The organism is Streptomyces sp. 7R007 (assembly GCF_054850255.1).
Window position 1 is genome coordinate 159,872 of record NZ_JBTWMV010000006.1, and the last position, 21,966, is coordinate 181,837.

24 protein-coding genes are annotated in these 21,966 nt (G+C 73.9%); 10 read left to right on the top strand and 14 right to left on the bottom strand.

What is annotated here, in order from left to right:
- Window positions 1–13 precede the first annotated feature (13 nt).
- The 3 genes from ACYF6T_RS10625 to ACYF6T_RS10635 all read right to left on the bottom strand — a co-directional run bounded on the left by ACYF6T_RS10625 (window position 14) and on the right by ACYF6T_RS10635 (window position 2,215).
- A complete protein-coding gene (locus tag ACYF6T_RS10625) occupies window positions 14–364 on the bottom strand; it encodes a Pepco domain-containing protein (protein ID WP_461695419.1) in 351 nt (116 codons plus the stop codon).
- Window positions 365–482: 118 nt separating this feature from the next.
- On the bottom strand, window positions 483–1,550 hold the full coding sequence (locus tag ACYF6T_RS10630; protein WP_461695420.1) for a GNAT family N-acetyltransferase: 1,068 nt from the start codon (window positions 1,548–1,550) through the stop codon (window positions 483–485).
- Between the two features lie 26 nt (window positions 1,551–1,576).
- Window positions 1,577–2,215 (bottom strand): HD domain-containing protein, encoded by a 639-nt coding sequence (locus ACYF6T_RS10635; protein WP_461695421.1) that lies wholly within the window; start codon window positions 2,213–2,215, stop codon window positions 1,577–1,579.
- 46 nt (window positions 2,216–2,261) lie between these two features.
- Between ACYF6T_RS10635 and ACYF6T_RS10640 the strand changes: the two genes are divergently transcribed.
- Complete coding sequence (locus ACYF6T_RS10640; RefSeq protein WP_461695423.1) at window positions 2,262–2,930, top strand: maleylpyruvate isomerase family mycothiol-dependent enzyme; 669 nt, start codon at window positions 2,262–2,264, stop codon at window positions 2,928–2,930.
- 108 nt (window positions 2,931–3,038) lie between these two features.
- Window positions 3,039–3,755: a copper homeostasis protein CutC gene (locus ACYF6T_RS10645; RefSeq protein WP_461695425.1), complete on the top strand. Its 717-nt coding sequence runs from the start codon at window positions 3,039–3,041 to the stop codon at window positions 3,753–3,755.
- A gap of 23 nt (window positions 3,756–3,778) precedes the next feature.
- On the opposite strand, the gene ACYF6T_RS10650 is transcribed toward ACYF6T_RS10645, so the two are convergent.
- From ACYF6T_RS10650 to ACYF6T_RS10660, 3 genes are all read right to left on the bottom strand, one after another.
- On the bottom strand, window positions 3,779–4,321 hold the full coding sequence (locus ACYF6T_RS10650) for a GNAT family N-acetyltransferase (RefSeq protein WP_461695426.1): 543 nt from the start codon (window positions 4,319–4,321) through the stop codon (window positions 3,779–3,781).
- 73 nt (window positions 4,322–4,394) lie between these two features.
- On the bottom strand, window positions 4,395–4,769 hold the full coding sequence (locus ACYF6T_RS10655) for a VOC family protein (protein WP_461695427.1): 375 nt from the start codon (window positions 4,767–4,769) through the stop codon (window positions 4,395–4,397).
- Window positions 4,770–4,821: 52 nt separating this feature from the next.
- Complete coding sequence (locus tag ACYF6T_RS10660) at window positions 4,822–6,816, bottom strand: HelD family protein (RefSeq protein WP_461695648.1); 1,995 nt, start codon at window positions 6,814–6,816, stop codon at window positions 4,822–4,824.
- Window positions 6,817–7,188: 372 nt separating this feature from the next.
- On the opposite strand from ACYF6T_RS10660, the gene ACYF6T_RS10665 reads away from it, so the two are divergent.
- Window positions 7,189–7,371, top strand: a complete 183-nt coding sequence (locus ACYF6T_RS10665; RefSeq protein ID WP_461695429.1) for a hypothetical protein — start codon at window positions 7,189–7,191, stop codon at window positions 7,369–7,371.
- Between the two features lie 10 nt (window positions 7,372–7,381).
- Here the strand turns inward: ACYF6T_RS10665 and ACYF6T_RS10670 are convergent, their stop codons facing one another.
- Window positions 7,382–9,025 (bottom strand): DNA repair helicase XPB, encoded by a 1,644-nt coding sequence (locus tag ACYF6T_RS10670; protein WP_461695431.1) that lies wholly within the window; start codon window positions 9,023–9,025, stop codon window positions 7,382–7,384.
- Window positions 9,026–9,190: 165 nt separating this feature from the next.
- Between ACYF6T_RS10670 and ACYF6T_RS10675 the strand changes: the two genes are divergently transcribed.
- On the top strand, window positions 9,191–9,733 hold the full coding sequence (locus tag ACYF6T_RS10675) for a hypothetical protein (RefSeq protein WP_461695432.1): 543 nt from the start codon (window positions 9,191–9,193) through the stop codon (window positions 9,731–9,733).
- Window positions 9,734–9,760: 27 nt separating this feature from the next.
- Here the strand turns inward: ACYF6T_RS10675 and ACYF6T_RS10680 are convergent, their stop codons facing one another.
- Window positions 9,761–12,256 (bottom strand): helicase-associated domain-containing protein, encoded by a 2,496-nt coding sequence (locus ACYF6T_RS10680; protein ID WP_461695434.1) that lies wholly within the window; start codon window positions 12,254–12,256, stop codon window positions 9,761–9,763.
- A gap of 150 nt (window positions 12,257–12,406) precedes the next feature.
- Here ACYF6T_RS10680 and ACYF6T_RS10685 point away from each other — a divergent pair, with 150 nt between their 5' ends.
- Together ACYF6T_RS10685 and ACYF6T_RS10690 are read left to right on the top strand one after the other, a co-directional pair.
- Window positions 12,407–13,384, top strand: coding sequence for a hypothetical protein (locus tag ACYF6T_RS10685; RefSeq protein WP_461695435.1), 978 nt, complete (start codon window positions 12,407–12,409; stop codon window positions 13,382–13,384).
- Window positions 13,385–13,427: 43 nt separating this feature from the next.
- Window positions 13,428–14,075, top strand: a complete 648-nt coding sequence (locus tag ACYF6T_RS10690; RefSeq protein ID WP_461695437.1) for an HAD family hydrolase — start codon at window positions 13,428–13,430, stop codon at window positions 14,073–14,075.
- Here the strand turns inward: ACYF6T_RS10690 and ACYF6T_RS10695 are convergent.
- The gene (locus tag ACYF6T_RS10695; protein ID WP_461695439.1) at window positions 14,054–14,302 is read right to left on the bottom strand and encodes a hypothetical protein; all 249 of its coding nucleotides are present in this window, start codon (window positions 14,300–14,302) and stop codon (window positions 14,054–14,056) included. The two genes, ACYF6T_RS10690 and ACYF6T_RS10695, sit on opposite strands and share 22 nt — an antisense overlap.
- A gap of 175 nt (window positions 14,303–14,477) precedes the next feature.
- Here ACYF6T_RS10695 and ACYF6T_RS10700 point away from each other — a divergent pair, with 175 nt between their 5' ends.
- Together ACYF6T_RS10700 and ACYF6T_RS10705 are read left to right on the top strand one after the other, a co-directional pair.
- The gene (locus ACYF6T_RS10700) at window positions 14,478–14,861 is read left to right on the top strand and encodes a cold-shock protein (RefSeq protein ID WP_129798464.1); all 384 of its coding nucleotides are present in this window, start codon (window positions 14,478–14,480) and stop codon (window positions 14,859–14,861) included.
- A gap of 18 nt (window positions 14,862–14,879) precedes the next feature.
- Entirely contained in the window at window positions 14,880–15,359 is a 480-nt protein-coding gene (locus ACYF6T_RS10705) for a hypothetical protein (protein ID WP_461695441.1), read from the top strand.
- A gap of 7 nt (window positions 15,360–15,366) precedes the next feature.
- Here the strand turns inward: ACYF6T_RS10705 and ACYF6T_RS10710 are convergent, their stop codons facing one another.
- The 4 genes from ACYF6T_RS10710 to ACYF6T_RS10725 all read right to left on the bottom strand — a co-directional run bounded on the left by ACYF6T_RS10710 (window position 15,367) and on the right by ACYF6T_RS10725 (window position 18,986).
- Window positions 15,367–16,206 carry a 1,4-dihydroxy-6-naphthoate synthase gene (locus tag ACYF6T_RS10710; RefSeq protein ID WP_461695442.1) on the bottom strand — a complete coding sequence of 280 codons (840 nt, stop codon included), beginning with the start codon at window positions 16,204–16,206 and terminating at the stop codon, window positions 15,367–15,369.
- The gene (locus ACYF6T_RS10715; RefSeq protein WP_461695444.1) at window positions 16,196–16,900 is read right to left on the bottom strand and encodes a futalosine hydrolase; all 705 of its coding nucleotides are present in this window, start codon (window positions 16,898–16,900) and stop codon (window positions 16,196–16,198) included. The genes ACYF6T_RS10710 and ACYF6T_RS10715 overlap by 11 nt, the downstream gene beginning before the upstream one ends.
- Window positions 16,870–17,358, bottom strand: coding sequence for a DUF2771 domain-containing protein (locus tag ACYF6T_RS10720; protein WP_461695445.1), 489 nt, complete (start codon window positions 17,356–17,358; stop codon window positions 16,870–16,872). Before ACYF6T_RS10720 ends, ACYF6T_RS10715 begins: the two co-directional genes overlap by 31 nt.
- A gap of 227 nt (window positions 17,359–17,585) precedes the next feature.
- The gene (locus ACYF6T_RS10725; RefSeq protein WP_461695447.1) at window positions 17,586–18,986 is read right to left on the bottom strand and encodes an MFS transporter; all 1,401 of its coding nucleotides are present in this window, start codon (window positions 18,984–18,986) and stop codon (window positions 17,586–17,588) included.
- Between the two features lie 323 nt (window positions 18,987–19,309).
- Between ACYF6T_RS10725 and ACYF6T_RS10730 the strand changes: the two genes are divergently transcribed.
- Window positions 19,310–20,236 carry a DUF3027 domain-containing protein gene (locus ACYF6T_RS10730; RefSeq protein WP_461695448.1) on the top strand — a complete coding sequence of 309 codons (927 nt, stop codon included), beginning with the start codon at window positions 19,310–19,312 and terminating at the stop codon, window positions 20,234–20,236.
- Window positions 20,237–20,238: 2 nt separating this feature from the next.
- Here the strand turns inward: ACYF6T_RS10730 and ACYF6T_RS10735 are convergent, their stop codons facing one another.
- Window positions 20,239–21,102 carry an SDR family oxidoreductase gene (locus tag ACYF6T_RS10735; RefSeq protein ID WP_461695449.1) on the bottom strand — a complete coding sequence of 288 codons (864 nt, stop codon included), beginning with the start codon at window positions 21,100–21,102 and terminating at the stop codon, window positions 20,239–20,241.
- A 109-nt stretch (window positions 21,103–21,211) separates the two neighbouring features.
- Between ACYF6T_RS10735 and ACYF6T_RS10740 the strand changes: the two genes are divergently transcribed.
- The gene (locus ACYF6T_RS10740; RefSeq protein WP_461695451.1) at window positions 21,212–21,934 is read left to right on the top strand and encodes a TetR/AcrR family transcriptional regulator; all 723 of its coding nucleotides are present in this window, start codon (window positions 21,212–21,214) and stop codon (window positions 21,932–21,934) included.
- Window positions 21,935–21,966: the final 32 nt, after the last annotated feature.

Genomic DNA, 21,966 nt, shown 5'->3' on the forward strand with positions numbered 1-21,966 from the left:
GGGCCGCGCCCGCTCAGGCGGGCCGCTTGAACGTCAGCGTCAGGCTCCGGCCGTTCTGCATTTGCCCGGAGCCCACGAACTGGATGCCTCCGCCGGCGGTGACCTGGAAGGAGAGCTGGGCCTCGGCCAGCGGAAGGGGGCCGCCGCGGTCGGCGACCTCCTGGAAGACCTGCTGGAGGGCGTCGACCGCCTCGGCGAGGTTGCGGCGCAGCGGGCCGAGGGGCACCGCGCGCAGGACGGCGTCCCCGTCCCGGCTGAACAGGCCCATGGTGTCGCTCTGCCGGGCGGCGAGGGCGATGTCCTCCTCGGTCGCCGTCACCCAGAAGTCCAGGGTCCGCCCGTCCTCCACGGCCTGCTCGGTCATGCCGCACCGTCCCCCTCAGTCCTGTCACGTCCGTCACCAGGTGTGGCCGGAGGACAACTCTAGTTCCACCAGAGGCGTTTGCGGTCGGGCATACCGTGACCTGATCCGATCGGCCGCGTTATCCCCGCAGTTCGTAGGCGTACCCCTCCTCGTCCTCCCCCGCCTTCCGGAAGCCGGCGCGTGTGACGACCCGTTGGGAGGGGGTGTTGGCGCGGTCGATGGTGGCGAAGAGGGTTCGTACGTCGTCCCGGGCCAGGGCCCACTCGCTCAGCGCGCGCAGCGCCTCCGTGGCGTAGCCCCGGCCGCGGGCGCCCTCGACGAGGTCGTAGCCGATCTCCGCGCGGCCCTCCTCGTCCGGCGGGCCGTGGAAGCCCATGGCGCCGACGGCGAGCCCGTCCTCGCGACGGACCAGGACGAACAGGCCGAACTCCGGCCGGTGCACGCCCTGTTCGTACGCCTTGACGACCATCCCGGCGGCCTCCCGGGTGCCTTCGAAGGGGCCGCCCACGATCCAGTCGAAGCCGCCGGTGCCGCCCGCGCGCAGGTCGGCGGCGGCGGCCGGGGTGGCGCCCTGGAGGGTGAGGCGCTCGGCCGTCAGGACGAGGTTGTTCATCCAGCGCCACTCGGTGACCGGGGCGCGGCCGGGCAGCTCGCCGCGGCCGGTCGCCCACAGCAGGGTGCGCCAGTGGTCGGGGCCCGGCTGGACGTGCGGGAAGATGCGGGTGAGGACGAACTCCGGCAGCACGGAAGGGGGTTCGTACGGCAGTCCGAGGCCCCGCGCCATGTCGTGCGTGTGCAGCAGCACCTCGGCGACGCCCATCGCCGCGAAGCCCTCGCGGCCGGCGCTGCGGAACGGGTACGGGTGGAAGGCGCGGACCTCGGGCGGGGTGGTGCGGATCGCCGCGACGAACAGGGCGCCGGTGGTCTCGATCACCTGGAGCAGACCGGCGTTGTCGGCGTCCTCGTCGAGGGTGATGTCGAAGGGGACGTACGCCTCCTGCGCGCGCCCCGCCAACTGCCCCGCGTACGCGAGGAGATCGGAGGCGATGTGCAGCCCCGTCTCCCGGCAGTCCCAGTCCAGGCCGCCGGCCCGCACCCCTCTCCAGTCCCGGTCCGCCGCCGTGCGCAGCAGCGCCACGCTGTCCGCCACGGCCTGTGCCACGAGTTCCCCGCCCACGTCACGCATGCAGGCAGGCTAGAGGAGCCCGCCGCTCACAGCGACAGCATTTCCAGCTCGGCGGTGAGGTTGTAGCGGGCCGTCGCCTCCCATTCGCGCATGCCGAAGGGGGTGTGGAACAGGCTGGGCAGGGCGAGGAGTTGGCGCAGGATCGTGGCGCGGCCCGCCCGGAAGGCATCGTTCGGCACGAAGTGGTACTCCTCGCGCACGGCCGTGGTGTAGGCGGCGTACGCGGAGGGCGGCGAGGCGAGGATCGCCAGATCGGCGTCGCACAGCACCGCGCCGTTCGCGTCGTCGGGGGCGGGCGCGTGGGTGACGGTGAGGCGGACCAGGCGGGCCACCTCGGCGGTCCTGTCGGCGGGGACGCCGGCCTCGGGAAGGGCGCGTTCGGCGAGGCGGGCGGAGCGCTCCTCGTTCTCGGAGCGGTCGGGCAGGTAGACCGCGTCGTGGAACCAGGCGGCCAGGCGTACGACGTCCGGGTCGTGCGCGTGTTCCTCCAGTACGTCGATGTGGTCCAGGACCGCCGTCAGGTGGGCGACCGTGTGGTACCGGCGCTGCGGTTCGCGCCAGCGGGCGAGCAGGTCGTCGGCGTACGGGAGCGGGTCGGGGCCGGCGTCGCGGGCTCCCTCCAGGGCGCGGGAGAAGCGCAGGCGCAGGGCGTCGAGATCGGCCATGCCCCCATTCTCCCCGCGATCACCGGCCGCGCCCTAGCGTGGAGCCATGACTACAGACGACGTACGCGACCCGGAACTGCCCGGACGCCTGCTGACCGTCGAGCGCGACGCGCTGATCCCGCTGCTGCGCGAGCGCCCGGACGAGGACTTCGCCCTGCCGACCGCCGGCTGTCCCCGCTGGACCGTGCGGGAGGTGCTCGCGCACTGTTCCTCCGTGCTGATGCGGGTGGTGGAGAGCCGCTACGAGAAGGGGGTCTTCTCGCCCGAGTGCAACGACCGGGACATCGCCGAGCGCGCCGCGTGGACGAACCAGCAGGTCGTGGACGAGCTGGAGCGCGGGATGACGGAGGCCGGGCCGGTGATCGCCAAGGCGGGCGGGGCGCTGGACATGGTCGGGCTGGGCGAGTGGGTGCACGCCGGGGACGTGCGGGACGTGTGGGGCCTGCCGGGGGCGTACGGCGGTCCGGGGCTGCCGGACGCGCTGGCGCTGCTCGCCCGGGGCACACGGGAGAAGGGGCGCGTGCCGCTGCACGCCGACCTCGACGACCTGGACGAGCCGCTGCTGCTGGGCGAGGCGAGCGGCGAGCGGACCCCGGCCCGTTTCATCGGCGACGCCTCCACGCTCGTACGGCTGTGCACGGGGCGGCCGGTGCCGGACGGGACGGCGTACGAGCTGGCGGGCGCGGAGGCGGCGGAGCTCAACGTCTTCGGCTGAGCTCCCCGTCGCTCCCCCGGGCCCCGGCGATCTGGCGCTCCACGGCAGCGTAGTCTTGAATTGGACTAGACCTGTAGCCGCCCGTTGAACGCCGACGAATGGGGTCCCATGAGCAAGCGTGCAGTCCTGGAGGTGATCGCCCTCGACGTCGAGGACGCGGTCGCCGCCCAGGCCGGAGGCGCGGACCGCCTCGAACTGGTCACCGACATGGCGGCCGACGGGCTCACCCCGTCGGCCGCCGCCTTTGCCGGGATCCGCGCCGCCGTGGACATCTCGCTGCGCGTGATGCTGCGCCTGGAGGACGGGTTCGCGGCGGGCGACGCGAGCCGCCTGGTGCGGGCGGCGAGCGAGATGCGGGCCGCGGGGGCGCAGGAGTTCGTGCTCGGGTTCCTGGACCGGGACGGCGGGGTCGACCTGGCGGCCGTCGAGCAGGTCGTGGGCGAGCTGGACGGCTGCGCGTGGACGTTCCACCGCGCCATCGACCGGGCCGCCGACCGGGACGCCCTGCGCAAGCAGCTGGACGGCCTGCCGGGCCTGGACGCCTACCTCACGGCGGGCTCGCCGGACGGCGTCGACGCCGGCCTTCCCACGCTCCTCGCGGAGGCGGCGCGGCGCGGCGAGCCGGGGTACGAGCCGCGGCTGATGGTCGGCGGCGGACTGCGCCTGGACCACGTACCGCGGCTGCGCTCCGCCGGCATCGACGCCTTCCACATCGGCGGCGCGGCCCGCCCGGAGGGCTGGCGGGGGCCGGTGACGGCGGAGGCGGTGGCGCGGTGGCGGGGGGTGCTGGACGGCGAGGACGGCGCGGTGGGCGGCGGGGGCTGACCCGTCCCCGCCCGAGCAGGGCGTCAGCCCGTCGCCCGCGGCTTCCAGTCCTCGGCGAGGAGGCCGAGCAGCACCTCGTCCAGGAACTCGCCCATCACCCAGGCCGAGGAGCGCAGGACGCCCTCGCGGACGAAGCCGTTGCGCTCGGCGGAGCGCAGCATCGCGGCGTTGTCCGCCAGCGTCTCGATCTGCAGCCGGTGCAGGCCGCGGACGACGAAGCCGTAGTGGCACAGCACCGCGACCACGTCGGTGCCGTACCCCTTGCCGCGCGCGGCCGGCAGCAGGCCCAGCCCGATGTGCGCGCAGCGGTTGTGCGTGTCGATGCCCCACAGCGTCGCCGTGCCGACCAGTGTGCCGCCCGCCAGCTCGACCACCGAGAAGGGGACGACCCGCTCGTTGTCGTCGTCGCCCACGAGCCGCGGGTCCTTCGCACCCGGCGAGACCGGCCGCCACGGCCCGCCCTCGGCCCGCGACGAGTTGACCACGTCGTCGTAGAGCTCTGCCCGCAGAACCGGGATGTCGTCCTCGTGCCGGGCCCTCAGCCCCACCGTGCCGCCTCGTAGCATGCAGGCTTCCTATCCGACCGGCGCGACCCGCGGCAAACGGCTGTCGAGGCGGGACGCGGCGCGGTCGGCGGAATCAGTGGAAGCAGAGGCAGAACGGGTGGCCGGCCGGGTCCGCGTAGACGCGCCAGTTGGCCCCCGGACGGATCTGGTCCGTCCGCTCCAGCAGCGTCGCGCCGAGGGCGAGCGCCCGATTCTCCTCCCCGTCGAGGTCGTCCACGTCGAAGTCCAGGTGGGCCTGTTGCGGGCGTTCCTGGCCGGGCCACTCGGGCGGCCGGTAGCCCTCCACCCGCTGGCAGGCGATCGGCGTGCCCTCGAACCCGTGCACCTCGATCCACCCGGGCTCCTCCGGGTCGGCGACCACCCGGCCGCCGAGCAGTTCCGCGTAGAACCGCGCGAGCCGTTCCGGGTCGGCGCAGTCCAGCGCGACCGCCTGCAGCTTCCGGATCACCTGCGACACTCCTCGCTCCACGGCCGCTTCCGCGGCGCCTTCCGTACGGACCCTAGGACAGCTGCGGCGGCAGCGGGGCCGCGTGGGTGACGATCAGGCCCGACACGGCCCTGGTCAGGGTGACGTACAGGCGGCGCAGGCCGGTGCGTTCGTCGGGTTCGCCGTCCACGACCGCCTGGGGCTCGTCGAGGACGACGTAGTCGTACTCGAGGCCCTTCGCCAGGGACGCCGGGACCAGGGTCAGGCGGGTCTCGCCGGTCGTCTCCTCGCCGGGGCCGAGGTAGCCGAGCCCGGCCTTCCTCAGCGCCCCGGCCAGCGCCGGCACCCGGGCGTCGGCGGCGATGAGGCCCGTCGAGCCCTCGTGGCGCAGCAACTCCTGGCAGGCGGCGACCACGTCGTCCGTGCCGGTGACGGGGCGCAGGGCGAAGAAGCCCGGGTTCTCGCGGACCGAGGCGACCGGGGTGAGGCCCGGCGCGATGTGCGGCAGGAGGCGGGAGGCGTAGGTGATGACGTCCGTGGGGACGCGGAAGCCCGCCGTCAGCTCCTCGATGACGCCGTCCGGTTTGCCGAGGTGGGCCAGCGCCTCGTCCCAGCTCCGCGTCGCCCAGGGGGTCGTGCCCTGCGCCAGGTCGCCGAGCACGGTCGCCGAACCCGTCGTGCAGCGCCGCCCCACCGCCCGGTACTGCATGGGCGACAGGTCCTGCGCCTCGTCCAGCACCACGTGCCCCAGGGAGGGCGTGCGCTGCACGAGATCGGTCGTCTCGTCGATCAACACCGCGTCGGCGGCGGACCACTTGGCGGCCTTGACGCTGCGCACCGGCTTCGCCCACAGGATCGTCTTCTGCTCGTCCTCCGAGAGGATCCCGTCCGCGTGGACGGCGAGGAAGCCGGCGTCCGTGAGCAGCCGCAGGACGAGTTTCGCCGGGTCGACCGGCGGCCAGAGCTGCTTGACGGCGGCCTTCACCGCGGCGTTGCGGGCCACCGCGTCCTGCACCCGGTCGTCCGGCGCCTCACCGGAGCGCTCCATCTGCACCAGCACGGCGTGCGCGATGCGCTGCGGCAGGGCCTCCCGGGCGGCGCCGTACCGGATGTCCCGCTGGAGCAACTCCCGGACGATGTCCTCCAGTTCGTACGCCGGTACCCGCCACCTGCGCGAGCCGCGCACCACCACGACCGGCTCGGTCGGCATGCTCACGTGCGCGTACACGGCCCGCCGGAGCACCTCGGCCATCCGCGCGTCGCCCTTGACGATCGCGGCCGCCGCGTCGTCGGTGCCCCGGATCTCCACCCCGCGGGCCACCAGGTCGTCCACCGTGGCCTGCTGGACCGTCAACTCGCCCAGCGCGGGCAGCACCTGCTCGATGTAGTGCAGGAAGGACCGGTTCGGCCCGATGACGAGCGTGCCGGTGCGGGCGAGCCGCTCCCGGTGGGCGTAGAGCAGATAGGCCACGCGGTGCAGGCCGACGGCCGTCTTCCCGGTCCCCGGGCCTCCCTGCACGCACACCGTCCCGCCGAGCCCGCTGCGCACGATCTCGTCCTGCTCGGGCTGGATGGTGGCGACGATGTCCCGCATCGGGCCCACGCGCGGGCGCTCGATCTCCTGCTGGAGCAGCTTGCTGGTGCGGGCGGCCTCGGCCGGGTCGGAGAGGTGCTCGTCCTCGTACGCCGTGAGCTCGCCGCCCGTGTACCCGAACCGGCGGCGCAGCGCGATGTCCATCGGGTCCTTCTTGGAGGCCCGGTAGAACGGCTGCGAGACCGGCGCACGCCAGTCGATGACCATGGGGTCGCCGTCGTGGTCGTGTACGTGCCGGCGCCCGATGTGCAGTGTCCGGTAACCGGCCTCCGGCCGCGGGCGCTCGCCGTCCGCGCCCTCCGCCCGGTCGGCGCCGGGGGCGTGCAGGTAGTCGAGGCGGCCGAAGAACAGCGGGGTGTCGCTGAGGTCGGCCAGCGCCTTGATCCGCTCGTCGATCTGGCGGGCCAGGACCTCGGCGTTGACCCAGTTCGCGGTGACGTCGCTGATGTCCAGCGACTCGACGTCCTCGCGCATGGCACGCAGGGCGGCGCGGGAGGCGGCGAGGTGGGCGCGCTCGCGGGAGAGGGGGTCGTCGGCGGACAAGGGGGTGCCTCCGAAGGTGCTGCGGGGTGGATGGGTGCGGTCTGCCGACCGGTTTCCGACCGGACGGCGGCGCTCCGTGAAGGGAGGCGGGCAAGAGCGGAAATTCTAGGTGAGCGGCCGGTGTCGCGGCCAACGAGTTTCCGCGGACCCCGTCAGCCCGTGGCGGCCGCCGTCCGTCCCCTAGGGGATTCCCCCTCCATCCGGCGACGGAGGCGCGGCCCGCACAGGGTGTACCCAGGTATCACAGCAAGTGGGGACCTTGGACCGATGCTCTCCTTATGCCGGGAAAGCCACCATGGACACATGAGTGCAGCGACCTTCACCCCGGCCCCCGGTCGCCCGTCCGGCGCGACCCCCCTCTCGGGTGCCCACCCCACCCACCGCCTCGGCAGCGCCCTGCGCGCGATCCGCGTCTTCGCGGGCGCCGCCTTCGACGTCGTCATACTCGGCGAGTACGGCGAGGAAGCCGGCGTCCGCCGCAAGTGACCCCGCAGGCTCAGCTCTCCGCCAGCAGCTCGTCCGCGTCCACGATCCGGTACGCGTACCCCTGCTCCGCCAGGAACCGCTGCCGGTGCGCGGCGAAGTCCTGGTCGATCGTGTCCCGGGCGACCACGGAGTAGAAGTGGGCCTGGTGCCCGTCCGCCTTCGGCCGCAGCACGCGTCCCAGCCGCTGCGCCTCCTCCTGCCGCGACCCGAAGGTGCCGGACACCTGGATGGCGACCGTCGCCTCGGGCAGGTCGATGGAGAAGTTCGCCACCTTCGACACCACCAGCACGCTGATCTCGCCCTCCCGGAACGCGTCGAAGAGCTTCTCGCGCTGCGCGTTGGAGGTCTCACCCTTGATGACCGGGGCGTTCAGGTGCTCGCCCAGTTCGTCGAGCTGGTCGATGTACTGCCCGATGACGAGGATCTGCTGCCCGGCGAACCGGCGCACCAGGGCCTCCGTGACCTTCCGCTTGGTCGCGGTCGTCGCACAGAACCGGTACTTCTCCTCCTGCTCGGCCGTCGCGTACGCCAGCCGCTCGGAGTCGGTGAGGTTGACCCGCACCTCCACGCAGTCGGCGGGCGCGATGTAGCCCTGCGCCTCGATCTCCTTCCAGGGCGCGTCGAACCGCTTGGGGCCGATGAGCGAGAAGACGTCCGACTCGCGGCCGTCCTCCCGCACCAGGGTCGCCGTCAGGCCCAGCCGCCGCCGTGCCTGGAGGTCCGCCGTGAACTTGAAGACCGGCGCGGGCAGCAGGTGCACCTCGTCGTAGACGATGAGCCCCCAGTCGCGGGAGTCGAAGAGCTCCAGGTGTGGGTAGACGCCCTTCCGCTTCGTCGTCAGCACCTGGTAGGTGGCGATGGTGACGGGCCGGATCTCCTTGCGGGTCCCGCTGTACTCGCCGATCTCCTCCTCGGTCAGCGAGGTGCGCTTCACCAGCTCGTGCTTCCACTGCCGGGCGGAGACGGTGTTGGTGACGAGGATCAGCGTCGTCGACTTCGCCTGGGCCATGGAACCGGCCCCGACCAGCGTCTTGCCCGCCCCGCAGGGCAGCACGACGACCCCGCTGCCGCCGTGCCAGAAGTTCTCCACCGCCTGCTTCTGGTACGGCCGCAGGGCCCATCCGTCCTCGGCCAGCTCGATCGGGTGCGCCTCACCGTCGACGTATCCGGCGAGGTCCTCGGCCGGCCAGCCCAGCTTCAGCAGCACCTGCTTGATCTGCCCGCGCTCGGAGGGGTGCACGGCGACGGTGTCCGGGTCGATGCGGGCACCGACGAGGGGCGCGACGCGCTTGGAGCGCAGCACCTCCTCCAGGACCGGCCGGTCGGTGGTGGTCAGCACGAGGCCGTGCGCGGGGTGCTTGCTCAGCGTGAGCCGGCCGTACCGGTCCATCGTCTCGGCGACGTCGACGAGCAGCGCGTGCGGCACCGGGTAGCGGCTGTACTGCACCAGCGCGTCGACGACCTGCTCGGCGTCGTGCCCGGCGGCGCGCGCGTTCCACAGGCCCAGGGGCGTCACCCGGTAGGTGTGGATGTGCTCGGGCGCCCGCTCCAGCTCCGCGAAGGCCGCGATGGCGCGACGGCACTCGTCGGCCTGCTCGTGGTCGACCTCCAGCAGCAGTGTCTTGTCGGACTGGACGATCAGCGGACCATTCACGCGCGGCACACCCTTTCCGTACGGCCAAACGTCCAGTGTGCCCTATACGCCGACGATCAGGTCGGGCCTCGCTCCGGGCCCCCTGTGCAACCCCGGCGCCCTTTCACGTGTCTGGACCTGCGGGGGAGTGCCGGGGAGGAGTGGGTGGGGAGGAGTTCCGGGGTGATGTCGGCGGGCAGATGGGCGACGGGGGCCGGGGCGGTCGTGGTGCTGGTGGCGGCGGGGGCGTGGGCGATGCGGCCGGGGGGCGACGTCGACGCGGGGCTGTGGGCGCAGGTGCGGCCGGTGATCGAGGCCCGCCTGGTGCACGACTCCCAGGGCGACGGCTACGGGGAGGACGAGCCCGCGCTGAGGGCGCGCTGGTTCTGCCGGGCCGAGGCGCTGCGGCTGGAGGAGAACGGCGACCGGGTGCGGGCCGGGGTGAACACGCTGTGCGTGGAGTACGGCGTCCGCGACCGGGCGCTCGTCGCGTGCGGGGGCGCGCAGTACCCGCGGGTGATGCTGCTGCGGCGGGACGCCGGCGGCGGCTACCGCGTCGTGTCGAGCGAGGAGGCACCGGACGGCGCGGGCCACGCGCAGTGGCGGAAGACCCACTTCGGCACCTTCGCCGACGCCGCCCTGAACACCCCCCAGTCCGCCACCCCGCTGGAATCCGCCGCCCGCCGCCACTTCGGCCTGCCGGCGGACAGCCCCGTCGGGGACTGCTGAGCACCGCGCGCGCCGGCCGCCGAAAACCTACTCCTCGGCCAGCTCCGCCACCCCCGTCACCCGGTGCAGTGGGTACGTCCGTACCTCGTCCGCCGTGTGGTCGTACGCCGTCACGAAGCCGCCCTCCACGCGGATCGGGGCGATGACGCGCTGGCTGGCGGTGCCCTCGGCGTTGACGTAGCCGATCCACAGGGCCTCGCCGGTCAGGACGGCGGCCTGCATGGTGGCGAGGGTCTCGGCGGAACTGGTGCGGGGGAGCTCGCCGTTGGCGGCGGGGGCCTGTTTGAGGGGGGTCGTCGAGGCGCGGTCGCCGGCCCTGATCGCGCGGATCGCTGCGGACAGCAGGGTCGCGTCGGGCGTGGGCGGGCCGTCCGGGACCGGCTCCGGCGGGGTGCGGGGCGGGGTGCGGCGGGCGTCGGCGCGGGTGATCAGGACGTCGCCCTCGGCGGACTCCGCGGCCGGCGCGAACCCCAGCGCGCGCAGCCCCTCCAGCAGGGCCGCCGGGTCGGCCTGGGTGGCCAGCACCGTGGGGGCCAGCCGGCGCAGCCGCAGCGCGGCGGCCCGCTTGTCGGCGAGGATCTCGCTGAGCAGGGCGTCGTCGTCGCAGCGCACGTACGCGGAGGCGGCGCCCACCCGCAGATGGCCGTGTTTGCGGGCCACGTCGTCGATCAGGTACGTCAGCGGCTGCGGGACCGGCGTGCGGGAGTGCGCGGCCAGGAACGCGTGCAGGTCGGCCGCGGTCCGCCCGGCGTCCAGGGCCCGCCGTACCGAACCGGGCGTGAAGCGGTAGACCGTCGCCCCGCCCTTGGACTCCACGTCCGCGAGCACGCCCAGCATGTCGGCCAGCGGCCGCTCCAGCGGGCCGGGCGCCACCGCGGTCAGGTCGGCCTGGAGCAGGACGTGGTCCAGGGGCTCGGGCAGCAGCGGGGCGAGCAGGCGGGCGGCGGCCGCGGAGGCGGTGGCCTGCTCGGCGGGGGACAGGGGCTCCACGGCGACCGGCACGTGGTGCACGGGCAGCCGGTCGCCGGGTCCGTCCGCCGCCGGGGCGGGCGTGCTCGGCGCCGGCGCTCCCAGCAGGGCCCGCCCGTGCGCCGACAGCGCGCCGCGCCCGGTGACGCCCAGCGTCTCCGCCTCCGACAGCGTCCACCGGGCGAGCCGGGCGCGCAGGTCGTCCTCCCGGCGCTGCGGACGCTCCCACGCCAGCCGCGCCAGCACGGAGTCGGCCGACGGCGAGGCGCCCTCCGGGAGCCCGGCGAGCAGGGTCAGCACCCGGTGCCGTACCTCCGGGGCCGCCGACCGGTCCAGGCCGGGCCCCAGCGCCGACAGCGTGCGGTCCTTCGCGTCCCGCCCGCCGACCAGCCCGGACGTGCGGGTCGCCGTCAGCCACGCCTCCGCCAGCCGTGTCCAGCGCTGCGCGGCGGGCTGCTCCCGCCACTCGTCGTACGCCGGGGTCGCCGCGTACCGCTCGTCGGCCTCCCCGTCGGAGGCGATCAGACCGGCCGCGTAGGCGAGTTCGACCCAGAACGCGGCGACCGGCTCGGGCACGTCGAGGGCGACCGCGGTGCGCTTGAGGTCGCGCACGCTCAGGCCGCCGGCCCGCAGCACGCCCGGCCCGCCCTCGTCCCAGTCCTTCAGCAGCTCCTCCACGGTCGCCAGCGCCGTGTACGCCTGCCCGGCCGCGGTCGCGTCCACAACCTGTGGACGGTGTGTGGCGACGGGTTCGAGCGCGGGCGGCAGCGGCTCGGTGGCGCGGTGCGCGCGCCCGCCGCGCAGGTGCAGGGCCACCTCGCGGGGCAGTACGACGGTGCCGGGCGCGGTCGGCAGCAGCAGCCCGCGGTCCAGCAGCCAGCGCAGATGCGCCGCCGGGTCCGCGGTGACCTGTCCGTACGGCGGCCCCCAGACCAGCCGGGACAGCACCGCCTGCGACTCCTCGGGGGCGGCCTCCAGCAGCGCCGTCATGCGGGCGCGGTCGGTGAACAGTGCGCTGAGCGCGGTCACCGCCGACACCGAGTCGTGCGTGGAGGGCAGCCCGGCCGCCGTGACGATCTCCTGGATCCGCCCCGGCGACATCCCCGCCGTCGCCTCGCGCACCGTCGGCCCGAGGCCCGTCGGGGAGGGGTGCTGCGGGGACGGCGCGAGCAGTTCGCGGGCGGTGCGCACCAGCCGCAGCCGGTCGTCGCCGCCCCAGACGAGGGCCTGTTCGCGCAGGGTGCCGAGGGCGCGGGGGAGCGCGGCGGCGACCGCGGGATCGCCCGAGTCGCCGGTCATCAGTCCGCGCAGCTCGTCGTACGACGCCGGGTCGCCCGCCACGGCCAGCGCCTGCGCCGTCTGCAGCGCGAACCGGTCCAGCCGCTCCAGCGCCCGCACGACCGAGGCCCGGGTGCCGGCCCGGGTGGCGAGCTGGGTGAGGTCGGTGGGGACGGGGGTGATGAGATCGGGGCGGTTGCGCAGCAACGCGGCCAGGGAGGCGTCGTCCCTGGCACGGAGGGCTTCCGCGAGCGAGCGTGGACCGGGGGTGCTCATCTGACCCACGGTAGCGGGTGGCCGGCGCCGCAGCGGGCGTCCCCGGGGCTGCGCGCCCGAACCCCCGTGGCGGCCGGTCTGGTCTCGTCGGCTTCCTGCGCTACCGTCGTCACCACGGGAATTCAACGCACCCGCCCCGGAGGGGACTGCGTGGGTATCGAGAGCGACAAGGTCGTCTACGAGTATCTGAGCCGCGTCGGCGACGTCGCGCAGCAGCGGCAGTTGCCCTCGGCCGCGCGGATGCGCCTCGTGTCCGAGCTGCGCGACGAGATCGACCGGCGCCGGGCCAGGGCCGCCGTCGACAGTCCCGCCGCCGTCCGCCGGATCATCTCCCGGCTCGGCAGCCCCGACGAGGTCGTGAACGCGGCGGGAGGCACCGCCGCCGCGCCGGAACAGCCGCCCGCCCACGTGCCCGTGCAACGCGACGACGAACCGGCCGAGGGCAAGCGTCTGCCCAAGAGCCTGCGCCGGGTCGTGCCGCGTCCCCGGCCCACCGAGACCGACCGGCCCGCCCCCGCGGACGTGCCCTCGCCGCCCCACCTGGCCAGCGCCGCGGAACTCGGCGGCAGCGCGGTGCAGCCCGACTGGTGGCGGGTGGGCGGCGCGCCCCTCGGGGACAGCGTGCCCGCGGGGTTCGTCGGCGGTGTGGAGATCCCGGAGCTGCTCAGGCCGCCGCAGCCCAGGCAGAAGGAGCCCGAGCCGCGGCCGGAACCCGAGGCCGTGGAGCAGGAGGCCGTGCCGGAGACCCCGGCCGCCGCCCCCCGCCGCCGTTTCTCCCTCCCCGCCGGGAGCTGGAGCAACCCCCTGCTGCTGATCGCCGCCGCGGCGCTCGTCGTCGGCGCGGTGCTCGGCAACTGGTTCGCCCTGCTGCTGGGCTGGGCCATCGCCTACGCCTCCCGCCGGCTGACCCCCAACGAGTCCAAGTGGGCGGTCATGGGCATGCCGGGCCTGGCGGTGGCCGCCGGTGTGGTGTGGCTGTGGGGGCGGGACAACGGCCGCTGGGGCGACCCCATCGCCCAGGGGCACATGAACGACGCGGTCGCGCAGACCTGGCCGTGGGTGGTGCGGGGCGCGGCCGTGCTGTCGGCGCTGTTCCTGGTGTGGCGGTCGCAGCGCGGAAAGGTGTAGGTCACACCCGCCGGGCGGCCGGGCGCCGTACGGGCTGGGCACAATGGCCCATATGGCCTTCACGACGTCCTCCGCCCCCGCCCTCACCGTCGGCTTCGACCTCGACATGACCCTCATCGACTCCCGGCCCGGCATCCGCGCCTGCTACGAGGCGCTGTCGGAGCGCACGGGGACGTACATCGACGCCGACCTCGCCGTCACCCGGCTCGGGCCGCCGCTCGCGGAGGAGCTGGTCAACTGGTTCCCGGCGGAGCTGATCGCGGAGATGAGCGAGCTGTACCGGTCGATGTACCCGACGATCGCCATCGGCGCGACGCCCGCGATGACCGGCGCGCGGGAGGCGATCGCCGCGGTGCGGGAGGCCGGCGGGCGGGCGATCGTCGTCACCGCCAAGTACGAGCCCAACGCCAAACTGCACCTGGAGCACCTCGGCATCGAGCCCGACGCGGTGATCGGCGACCTGTGGGCGGAGCAGAAGGCGCAGGCGCTGCGCGAGCACGGCGCGTCCGTCTACGTCGGCGACCACGTCGGGGACGTGCGCGGGGCGCGGGCCGCCGAGGCCCTGTCGGTCGCGGTGGCGACCGGACCGTGCAGCGCGGCCGAGCTCACCGCGGCCGGGGCGGACGTCGTGCTCGGGGACCTGACGGAGTTTCCGGCGTGGCTCGCGGGCTACCGTCCCGTGCGCGCCTGACGGCGGCCCGCCGCGACCGACCGCAGCACGCCCGCGCCGGCCAGGACGAAGCCCACGGCCATGAGCATGCTCAGGCCGTACATGTATGTCGGAAATGGCTTCGCGTGCAGGAAGAGCGGAGTCACTGTGACGAGAGTGGCCAGCGCACCGAGGAAGAACACGATGGCACCGGCACGGATCAGTCGGTCACCGGGCTCGGCGGAATTCGTTTGGGTTTTGTCACGCACCGGACCAGGGTAGTTCCCAGCGCGAAGGAACAACCGGGCGACGTCTTGTCACCCGCCTGAAGACCATTAGCCTGGGTACCGGCGGGTCCCGACGACCCGCCCCAGTGCTATCAAGACCAGTTCCCTGGCGTTTTCCCGAAGCAGTTTTCCGACGAGTACGAGGACGAGGACAGACGTGCCTACCGGCAAGGTCAAGTGGTTCAACAGCGAGAAGGGCTTCGGCTTTCTCTCCCGGGACGACGGCGGTGACGTCTTCGTCCATTCCTCGGTCCTCCCCGCCGGAGTCGAGACACTCAAGCCGGGACAGCGCGTGGAGTTCGGTGTGGTCGCCGGACAGCGTGGCGACCAGGCCCTCTCGGTCACCCTCCTCGACCCGACGCCCTCGGTCGCGGCGGCCCAGCGCAAGAAGCCGGACGAACTGGCCTCCATCGTCCAGGATCTGACGACCCTGCTGGAGAACATCACGCCGATGCTGGAGAAGGGCCGCTACCCCGACAAGGCCTCCGGCAAGAAGATCGCCGGTCTGCTGCGCGCGGTCGCCGACCAGCTGGACGTGTGACCCGGCCGGCGTGAGCACGTGAGCGACATACCCCCCGGTCCGCCCTCCGCCGAGCTGCTGGAGCTGATCCGGCGGCAGCGGCGGCACACCCTGGAGCTGCTCACCGTCTGCGCGGTCGGTCTCGTGCCGTGGACGGTCCTGCTGTGGTTCACGCTGCCGAGCGGTTACACGGTCCGGCAGTGGCGTACGGCGTGGGTGGGGTTCGACGTCCTGCTGGTGCTGGCGATGGCGTGCACCGCGGTGCTCGGCTGGCGCCGGCACCGGGGCGTGGTCGTGGCGGCCGTCGTGACCGGGGCGCTGCTGGTCTGCGACGCGTGGTTCGACGTGTCGCTGGCCCTCGGCACCCCGGACGTGTGGCTGTCGGCGGCCCTCGCGGTCTGTGTGGAGCTGCCCCTGGCGGGCTTCCTCATCCGCAAGGTCCTGGGCATGCTCTCCCTCGCCCACTGGCCGTCGGCCACCCCGCTGGGCGACCGGGAGAAGGAGAGGGACGCCGCTTAGGGGACGTTCAGGGGAAGTCCAGCGCGTCCGGTCCGAGGGCCGGAACCAGCCCCTCCGCCGCGGCCCGCGTCAGCAGCCCCCGCACCGCCGCGTATCCGTCCGGCCCCAGGTCCGCCGTGAACTCGTTGACGTACAGCCCGATGTGCTGGTCGGCGACGGCCGGGTCCATCTCCTGGGCGTGCTCCATGACGTACGGGCGGGAGGCCTCGGGGTCGTCCCAGGCGGCCTGTACGGACGTACGGACGGACTCGGCGAGCAGCCGCAGCGTCTGCGCGCCCAGGGAGCGCTTGGCGATGATCGCGCCGAGCGGGATGGGCAGCCCGGTCGTGTCCTCCCAGTGCTCGCCCATGTCCGCGAGCTTGTGCAGCCCGTAGTTCCGGTACGTGAAGCGTGCCTCGTGGATCACCAGTCCCGCGTCGACCTTCCCGTCCCGCACGGCCGGCATGATCTCGTGGAAGGGCATCACCACGATCTCGCCCACCCCGCCGGGGACGGTGTCCGCGGCCCACAGCCGGAACAGCAGATACGCCGTCGACTTCTCGCTGGGCACGGCGACCGTACGGCCCGTGAGGTCGGCGCCCGCCTCGCGTGTGAGCACCAGCGGCCCGCAGCCCCGCCCCAGCGCGCCCCCGCACGGCAGCAGCGCGTACGCGTCGAGGACGTACGGCAGCACGGCGTACGACACCTTCAGCACGTCGAGCTCGCCGCGCTCGGCCATGCCGTTGGTGACGTCGATGTCGGCGAACGTGACGTCGAGCGCGGGCGCGTCCGGCACGCGGCCGTGGGCGAGGGCGTCGAAGACGAAGGTGTCGTTCGGGCAGGGGGAGTACGCGATCTCAAGCCTCATGCCGGTTCCAACTCTCCAGGACGGGTGCGAGCTTCCCGAAGCCCGCGGTCAGGGCCGCGAGCGCGTCGCCGATGCGCCAGGCGGCGCGGTCGCGCGGGCCGACGGGGTTGGAGACGGCCCGGATCTCCACCACCGGCACGCCGTGCGCGGCGGCCGCCTCGGCGACCCCGAAGCCCTCCATAGCCTCCGCCAGGGCGCGGGGGTGGCGGCGGCGCAGCTCGGCGGCGCGCTCGGCGGTGCCGGTCACCGTGGAGACGGTGAGTACGGCTCCGGTGCGGGCGCCGGTGGCGGTGGCGAGGTCTCGTACGAGTGATGCGGGCGGCCGGTGGGTGACGGTGCCGAAGCCGAGTTCCGTGACCGGCAGGAACCCCTCGGGCGTCTCGGCGCCCAGGTCGGCGACGGTGATCTCGTCGGCGACGACGAGCGAGCCGACGGGCGCCCCGGGCTGGAAGCCGCCGGCGATCCCGGCGGAGACGACCAGGTCGTAGGGGGTGCCGCGGAGTGCGGCGGTGGTCAGGGCGGTGGCGGTGCCGGCGGCGGCGAGCGCGGGGCCCACGCCGACGGCGAGGACCGTCAGGCGGTCGCCCGCACCGGTGGCCTGTGCCACCGCGTCCCGCTCGACCGGGACCGCGGTGGCCACCAGGACCCGTAGCGACGACGTGATCAGTCGTCCTTCTTCAGCTTGAACGACCACAGACCGGTGACCGTGTTGCTGTTCTTCTTGCCGTCGGACGCCTTGATGGACACCAGCGTGGAGTTGCCCTGGGCGCCGTACTGGGCGTTGAAGAAGACGCTGCCCGGGATGGTGCGGTAGGTCTTGGTGCTGTCCTCGGTGAGGGGCTGACCGTTCATCAGGATCGTCCACCGCTTGTCGGCGATGTCGGGGTCGACGCCGAAGCGGACGGTCTCGTCGGGATCGACCTTGATGGACTTGATGTCGGTCGCCTTCAGGCAGGTCGCCAGGTCCGCGCTCTTCAGGGCGTCGCCCTCGCCGCCGCAGGTGGCCTCCTCGCTCACCGAGGACGTGCCGACGGTGATCGTGGAGCGCGGCGTCGGCTTGTCACAGGCCGACAGGACGAGCAGTCCGGCACTCACGGCGCCGGCGGCGGCGACGGCGCGGCGGCGTCGCACAGCGGATTGCATCGAGGTCATGGCGGAAGGCTATCGGTCACACCCGACACGATCTTTACGCGGGGTCCGGCGTGCCCACACCTTCCCCGCCCCCAGGGCCCTGCGTTCCCGACCGGCCCGGCGTCACGGGCCCTGGCACGCGCTTCCCCACGCGCGGCTTCGCCCGCCCGGGGGCACCCCCATCGCCCCCGCTCGGGCCGGCCACGATGCGCCGTGCCCGGCAGCCGGACTGATCCGGAAGACAGGGCCTACGCCACGCGGGGCTTGGTGCCGCTGCTGTGGCGGGACGCGGTGAGGAGGCCGCGCAGCGTGGTGGTCAGGCCCAGGGCGAGGACCGCGGCGGCCACGCACAGGCCCGCCGCGCCGTTGAGCGGCATCACGATGCCGATGGCGCCGCCCAGCACCCAGGCCATCTGCAGCAGCGTCTCCGAGCGCGCGAACGCCGACGTGCGCACCTGCTCCGGCACGTCCCGCTGGATCAGCGCGTCCAGGGACAGCTTGGCCAGCGCGTAGGAGAACCCGGCGATGCCGGCCAGGCAGGCCACCAGGAACGCCCCGAAGAAGATCGCCGCGGTGATCGTCGCGCCCAGCACGACCGCCAGCATCGTCACGATGATGATCTCCGGCGCCCGGGACTTCAGCCACGCCCCGACCGCGGTGCCGAGCGCGTTGCCCACGCCGGCCGCGACGACCACCATGCCCAGCGACACGGCGGCACTGGAGCCGGTGAGCGGGTGCTCGCGCAGCAGGAAGGCGAGGAAGAACGTGAGGAAGCCCGACAGCCAGCGCATGGCGGCGTTCGCGCCGAGCGCGTGGGTGACGGCCGAGCCGACGGTCCGCAGGCCCGGGCGTTTGACCGGCTGCCGGTGCGGCCCGTGCAGGTGCTCCTCGTCCGAGGCGAGCAGCGCGACGTCCTCGCCCTTGGCGGAGTCGACCTTCGGCAGCAGCGAGAACGACAGGAACATGCCCGCGATGTACAGCACGAAGGCGCCGTACAGCGGCCACTGCGGCCCGATCGCGTGCAGCCCGGCGCCGATCGGCCCGGCGATCCCCGTGGCCAGCAGCCCGCCCAGCGTCACACGGGAGTTGGCCTTCACGAGCGAGAACCGCGGTGGCAGCAGCCGGGGCACGACGGCGCTTCTGACCACGCCGTACGCCTTCGACGCCACCAGCACGCCCAGCGCCGCCGGATACAGCTCCAGACTGCCGGTGGAGACGGCGCCGGAGATCACCAGGGCGAGCAGGGCGCGGGCCAGCATGGAGCCCGCCATCGCGGCCCGGCGGCCGTGCGGGAGGCGGTCCAGGAGCGGGCCGATGACCGGAGCGAGCACGGTGAACGGTGCCATGGTGATGGCGAGGTAGAGCGCCACCCGGCCGCGCGCCTCGTCCGTCGGCACGGAGAAGAAGACCGTCGAGGCGAGCGCCACGGTGATCATGACGTCGCCCGCGCCGTTCACGGCGTGCAGCTCGATCAGCTTGCCGAGCCCGGACTCGCCGGCGCCGTGCGCGTGCGTCGCCTTCCTGATCCCGCGCGCGGTTCCGGTCACCGGCAGGTGCAGGGCACGCCCGACCGCGCGGACGGACCCGCCCAACCGGCGGCCCGAACCGCCGGCCCTGGTGGCTCCTTGGGGAGTCCTTGCGGTTGCCACGACGTCATAGTGCCCCGAGATGGGCGTGCGTAGTGCCCTCAACGCACGTATGGAGCCGACCGGTCTCGTAACAGAATGCGGCACGCGAGCCGCGCGGGGACCGTCCCGAGCCGTGCCTGGGAATCTTTTCCGACCCGTCGGTGTAGGCCGAGCGCACGCGAGAAGGTAGCGTGCGTATCTCAGCCATCTTGCACAATGGATGGCACAGGTGCGCCCGAGCGCGAGCGGGCGTGGACGTCGACGCGGTCCGAAGGTCCGCTCCGTCCGCCTCGCCGCCGACCGGCGCCGCACCTGAATGACGGCGTAGGAGAGAAGCGATACCTGTGAGCGCAGCGACAACGCGAAGCCGCACCCCCGACCGCCTGTGCGCCGAGGCCGTCGACCTCGCCCGCGCCGCAGCCGAGGAGGCCGCCGCGCCCGGCGTCGTGGGCGAGCACGTGGGGCTCACCGTCGAGGGCGACCGCGTCGTCACGCATCTCTTCGAGTGCAAGGAGCTCGGCTACCGCGGCTGGCGCTGGGCCGTCACGGTCGCCCGCGCCTCCCGCGCCAAGGTCGTCACCCTGGACGAGGTCGTCCTGCTGCCCGGCCCGGACGCGCTGCTGGCTCCCGAGTGGGTGCCCTGGAGCGAGCGGCTGCGCCCCGGCGACCTGGGTCCGGGCGACCTGCTGCCGACGGACGCCGACGACCTGCGCCTGGAGCCGGGCTGGACCGGCGAGGACGAGCCGGCGCCGAACTCCCCGGTCTCCGAGGAGATGGCCGAACTGGTCGAGGCGGAGGACGCGGAGGTCGCCGGCGGCACCCCGGCCGGCCTCCCGGTCGCGCCGGCCCGCGGCTCCATCGCCGCCGTCGCCGAGGAACTGGGCCTGCGCCGCGCCCGGGTGCTGTCCCGCTACGGACTGCACATCGCCGCCGACCGCTGGGAGGAGGCGTACGGCGCCAAGACCCCGATGGCCCAGGCGGCCCCGGCGTCCTGCGTCAGCTGCGGCTTCCTCGCGCCGATCGGCGGCTCGCTGGGCCAGGCCTTCGGCGTCTGCGCCAACGAGTTCTCCCCGGCCGACGGGCGCGTGGTGTCGCTGTCGTACGGCTGCGGGGGCCACTCGGAGGCGGCGGTCATGCCGAAGCCGCCCCAGCCGGCCCCGCCGGTCATCGACGAGACCCGCGTCGACCCCTTCCCGCTGCGCCCCGCCTCCGACTCCGGTTCGGTACCGGTGACGGAGGACGAGTCGTCGGCGGAACTGGGGCACTCCTGACCTCAGCGGCGCGGCAGCCGTTCGCGCAACACCTCGGCCAGGGTGCGGGGTTCACGCCCCAGCAGGGTGGCCAGGGTGGGGTCCACGGCTGAGAACTCGCCGGCCCGGGCGGCGGCGAAGATGCCCAGCAGCTGCTCCGCCCTCTCGGCGGGGACGCCGTGGCCGGTCAGCTGCTCCCGGAACCCGTCGTCGGACGCGGTGGTCCTCGTGATGGTGCGGCCGGTGAGCTCGGAGGCCACGGCGGCGATCTCGTCGAAGGTGAGCGTCCGACCGCCGGTGAGCGGCGGGGTGGGGCCGTCGAAGCGGCCCTCGTCGGCCAGGATCACGGCCGCGGCCTCCGCGAGGTCGGCGTGCGCGGTCCAGGCGACCGGCCCGTCCGCGGGCAGCACGAGCCGGCCCGACTCCAGCGCGGGGTCGAGGAACTGCGCCGCGCTGGTGGCGTAGAAGCCGTTGCGCAGCGAGGTGAAGGGCACGCCGCTGCTGCGCAGCGCCTCCTCGGTGGCGGCGTGGTCGCGGCACGCCTGGAAACGGGACGCCGGGGCGGCGCCCATCTGGCTGGTGTAGAGGATGCGGCGGGCGCCCGCGTTGACGGCCGCCTCGATCGCGGTGCGGTGCTGCTTGACGCACTCGTCGCCCATCTTGTCGACGGAGACGATCAGCACCTGCGTGGCGCCCTCGAAGGCGTGGGCGAGGCCGCCGGGGTCGGTGAAGCTGCCCTGGCGTACCCGTATGCCCTGCTCGGCGAGGTCCTGTGCCTTGTGCGGGTCGCGGACGCTGACGCCGAGCCGCCCGGCCGGCACGCGCGTGAGCAGCCGCTCGACGATCTGGCGCCCCAGCTGCCCGGTGGCCCCGGTCACGATGATCATGATGCGCTCCCGTGTGTGGATGACAGGTGTTTCCAGTGGAAACGCAGTGATGGTATCACTGATATTAACGACGGAAACCCCCATGCGATATCCGCGATATCATCGGGTCATGCAGTCACGTGAGCAGACCCGGCAGCGGGTCGTCGAGGCCGCCATCGACCTGCTGACCCGCGGGGGACGGGACGCGGTCACCACCCGGGCGGTCGCCGACGCGGCGGGGCTGCAGCCCCCGGCCATCTACCGGCTGTTCGGCGACAAGGACGGGCTGCTGGACGCGGTGGCCGAGCACGGCTTCACCGCCTTCCTGGCCACCAAGCGCGTCGACCCCGACCCCGCCGATCCGGTCGAGGACCTCCGGGCGGGGTGGGACGTCGCGGCCGAGTTCGGGCTCGCCAACCCCGCGCTGTTCACGCTGATGTACACCGAGCCCGCCCGGCACACCTCGGCCGCGTTCCGGACCGGCATGGAGATCCTGCGGGGCCGCATCCGGCGCCTGGCCGCCGGCGGCTGGCTCCGCGTCGACGAGGAACTCGCCGCCCAGATCATCCACGCCACCATGCGCGGTGCGGTGCTCACCTGGCTCTCGCTGCCCGAGGAGCGGCGCGACCCGGCCCTGCTGACGACGATGCGCGAGTCGATGGTCGCCGCCGTCACCCACCGGGAGCCCGCCGTGCGGGAGTCGGGCCCCGCGGGCGCCGCCCGCGCCCTGCGCGCCGTGCTGCCCGAGCAGACGGTCCTCAGCGGCGCGGAACGGCACCTGCTGGCGGAGTGGCTGGACCGCCTGGCCGCCGACGACCGGCCGGACGCCCCCGGCGCGGCTCCCGGCGCGTGATCCGGGCCCCTTCGGGTTCGGTACCTTCTTGC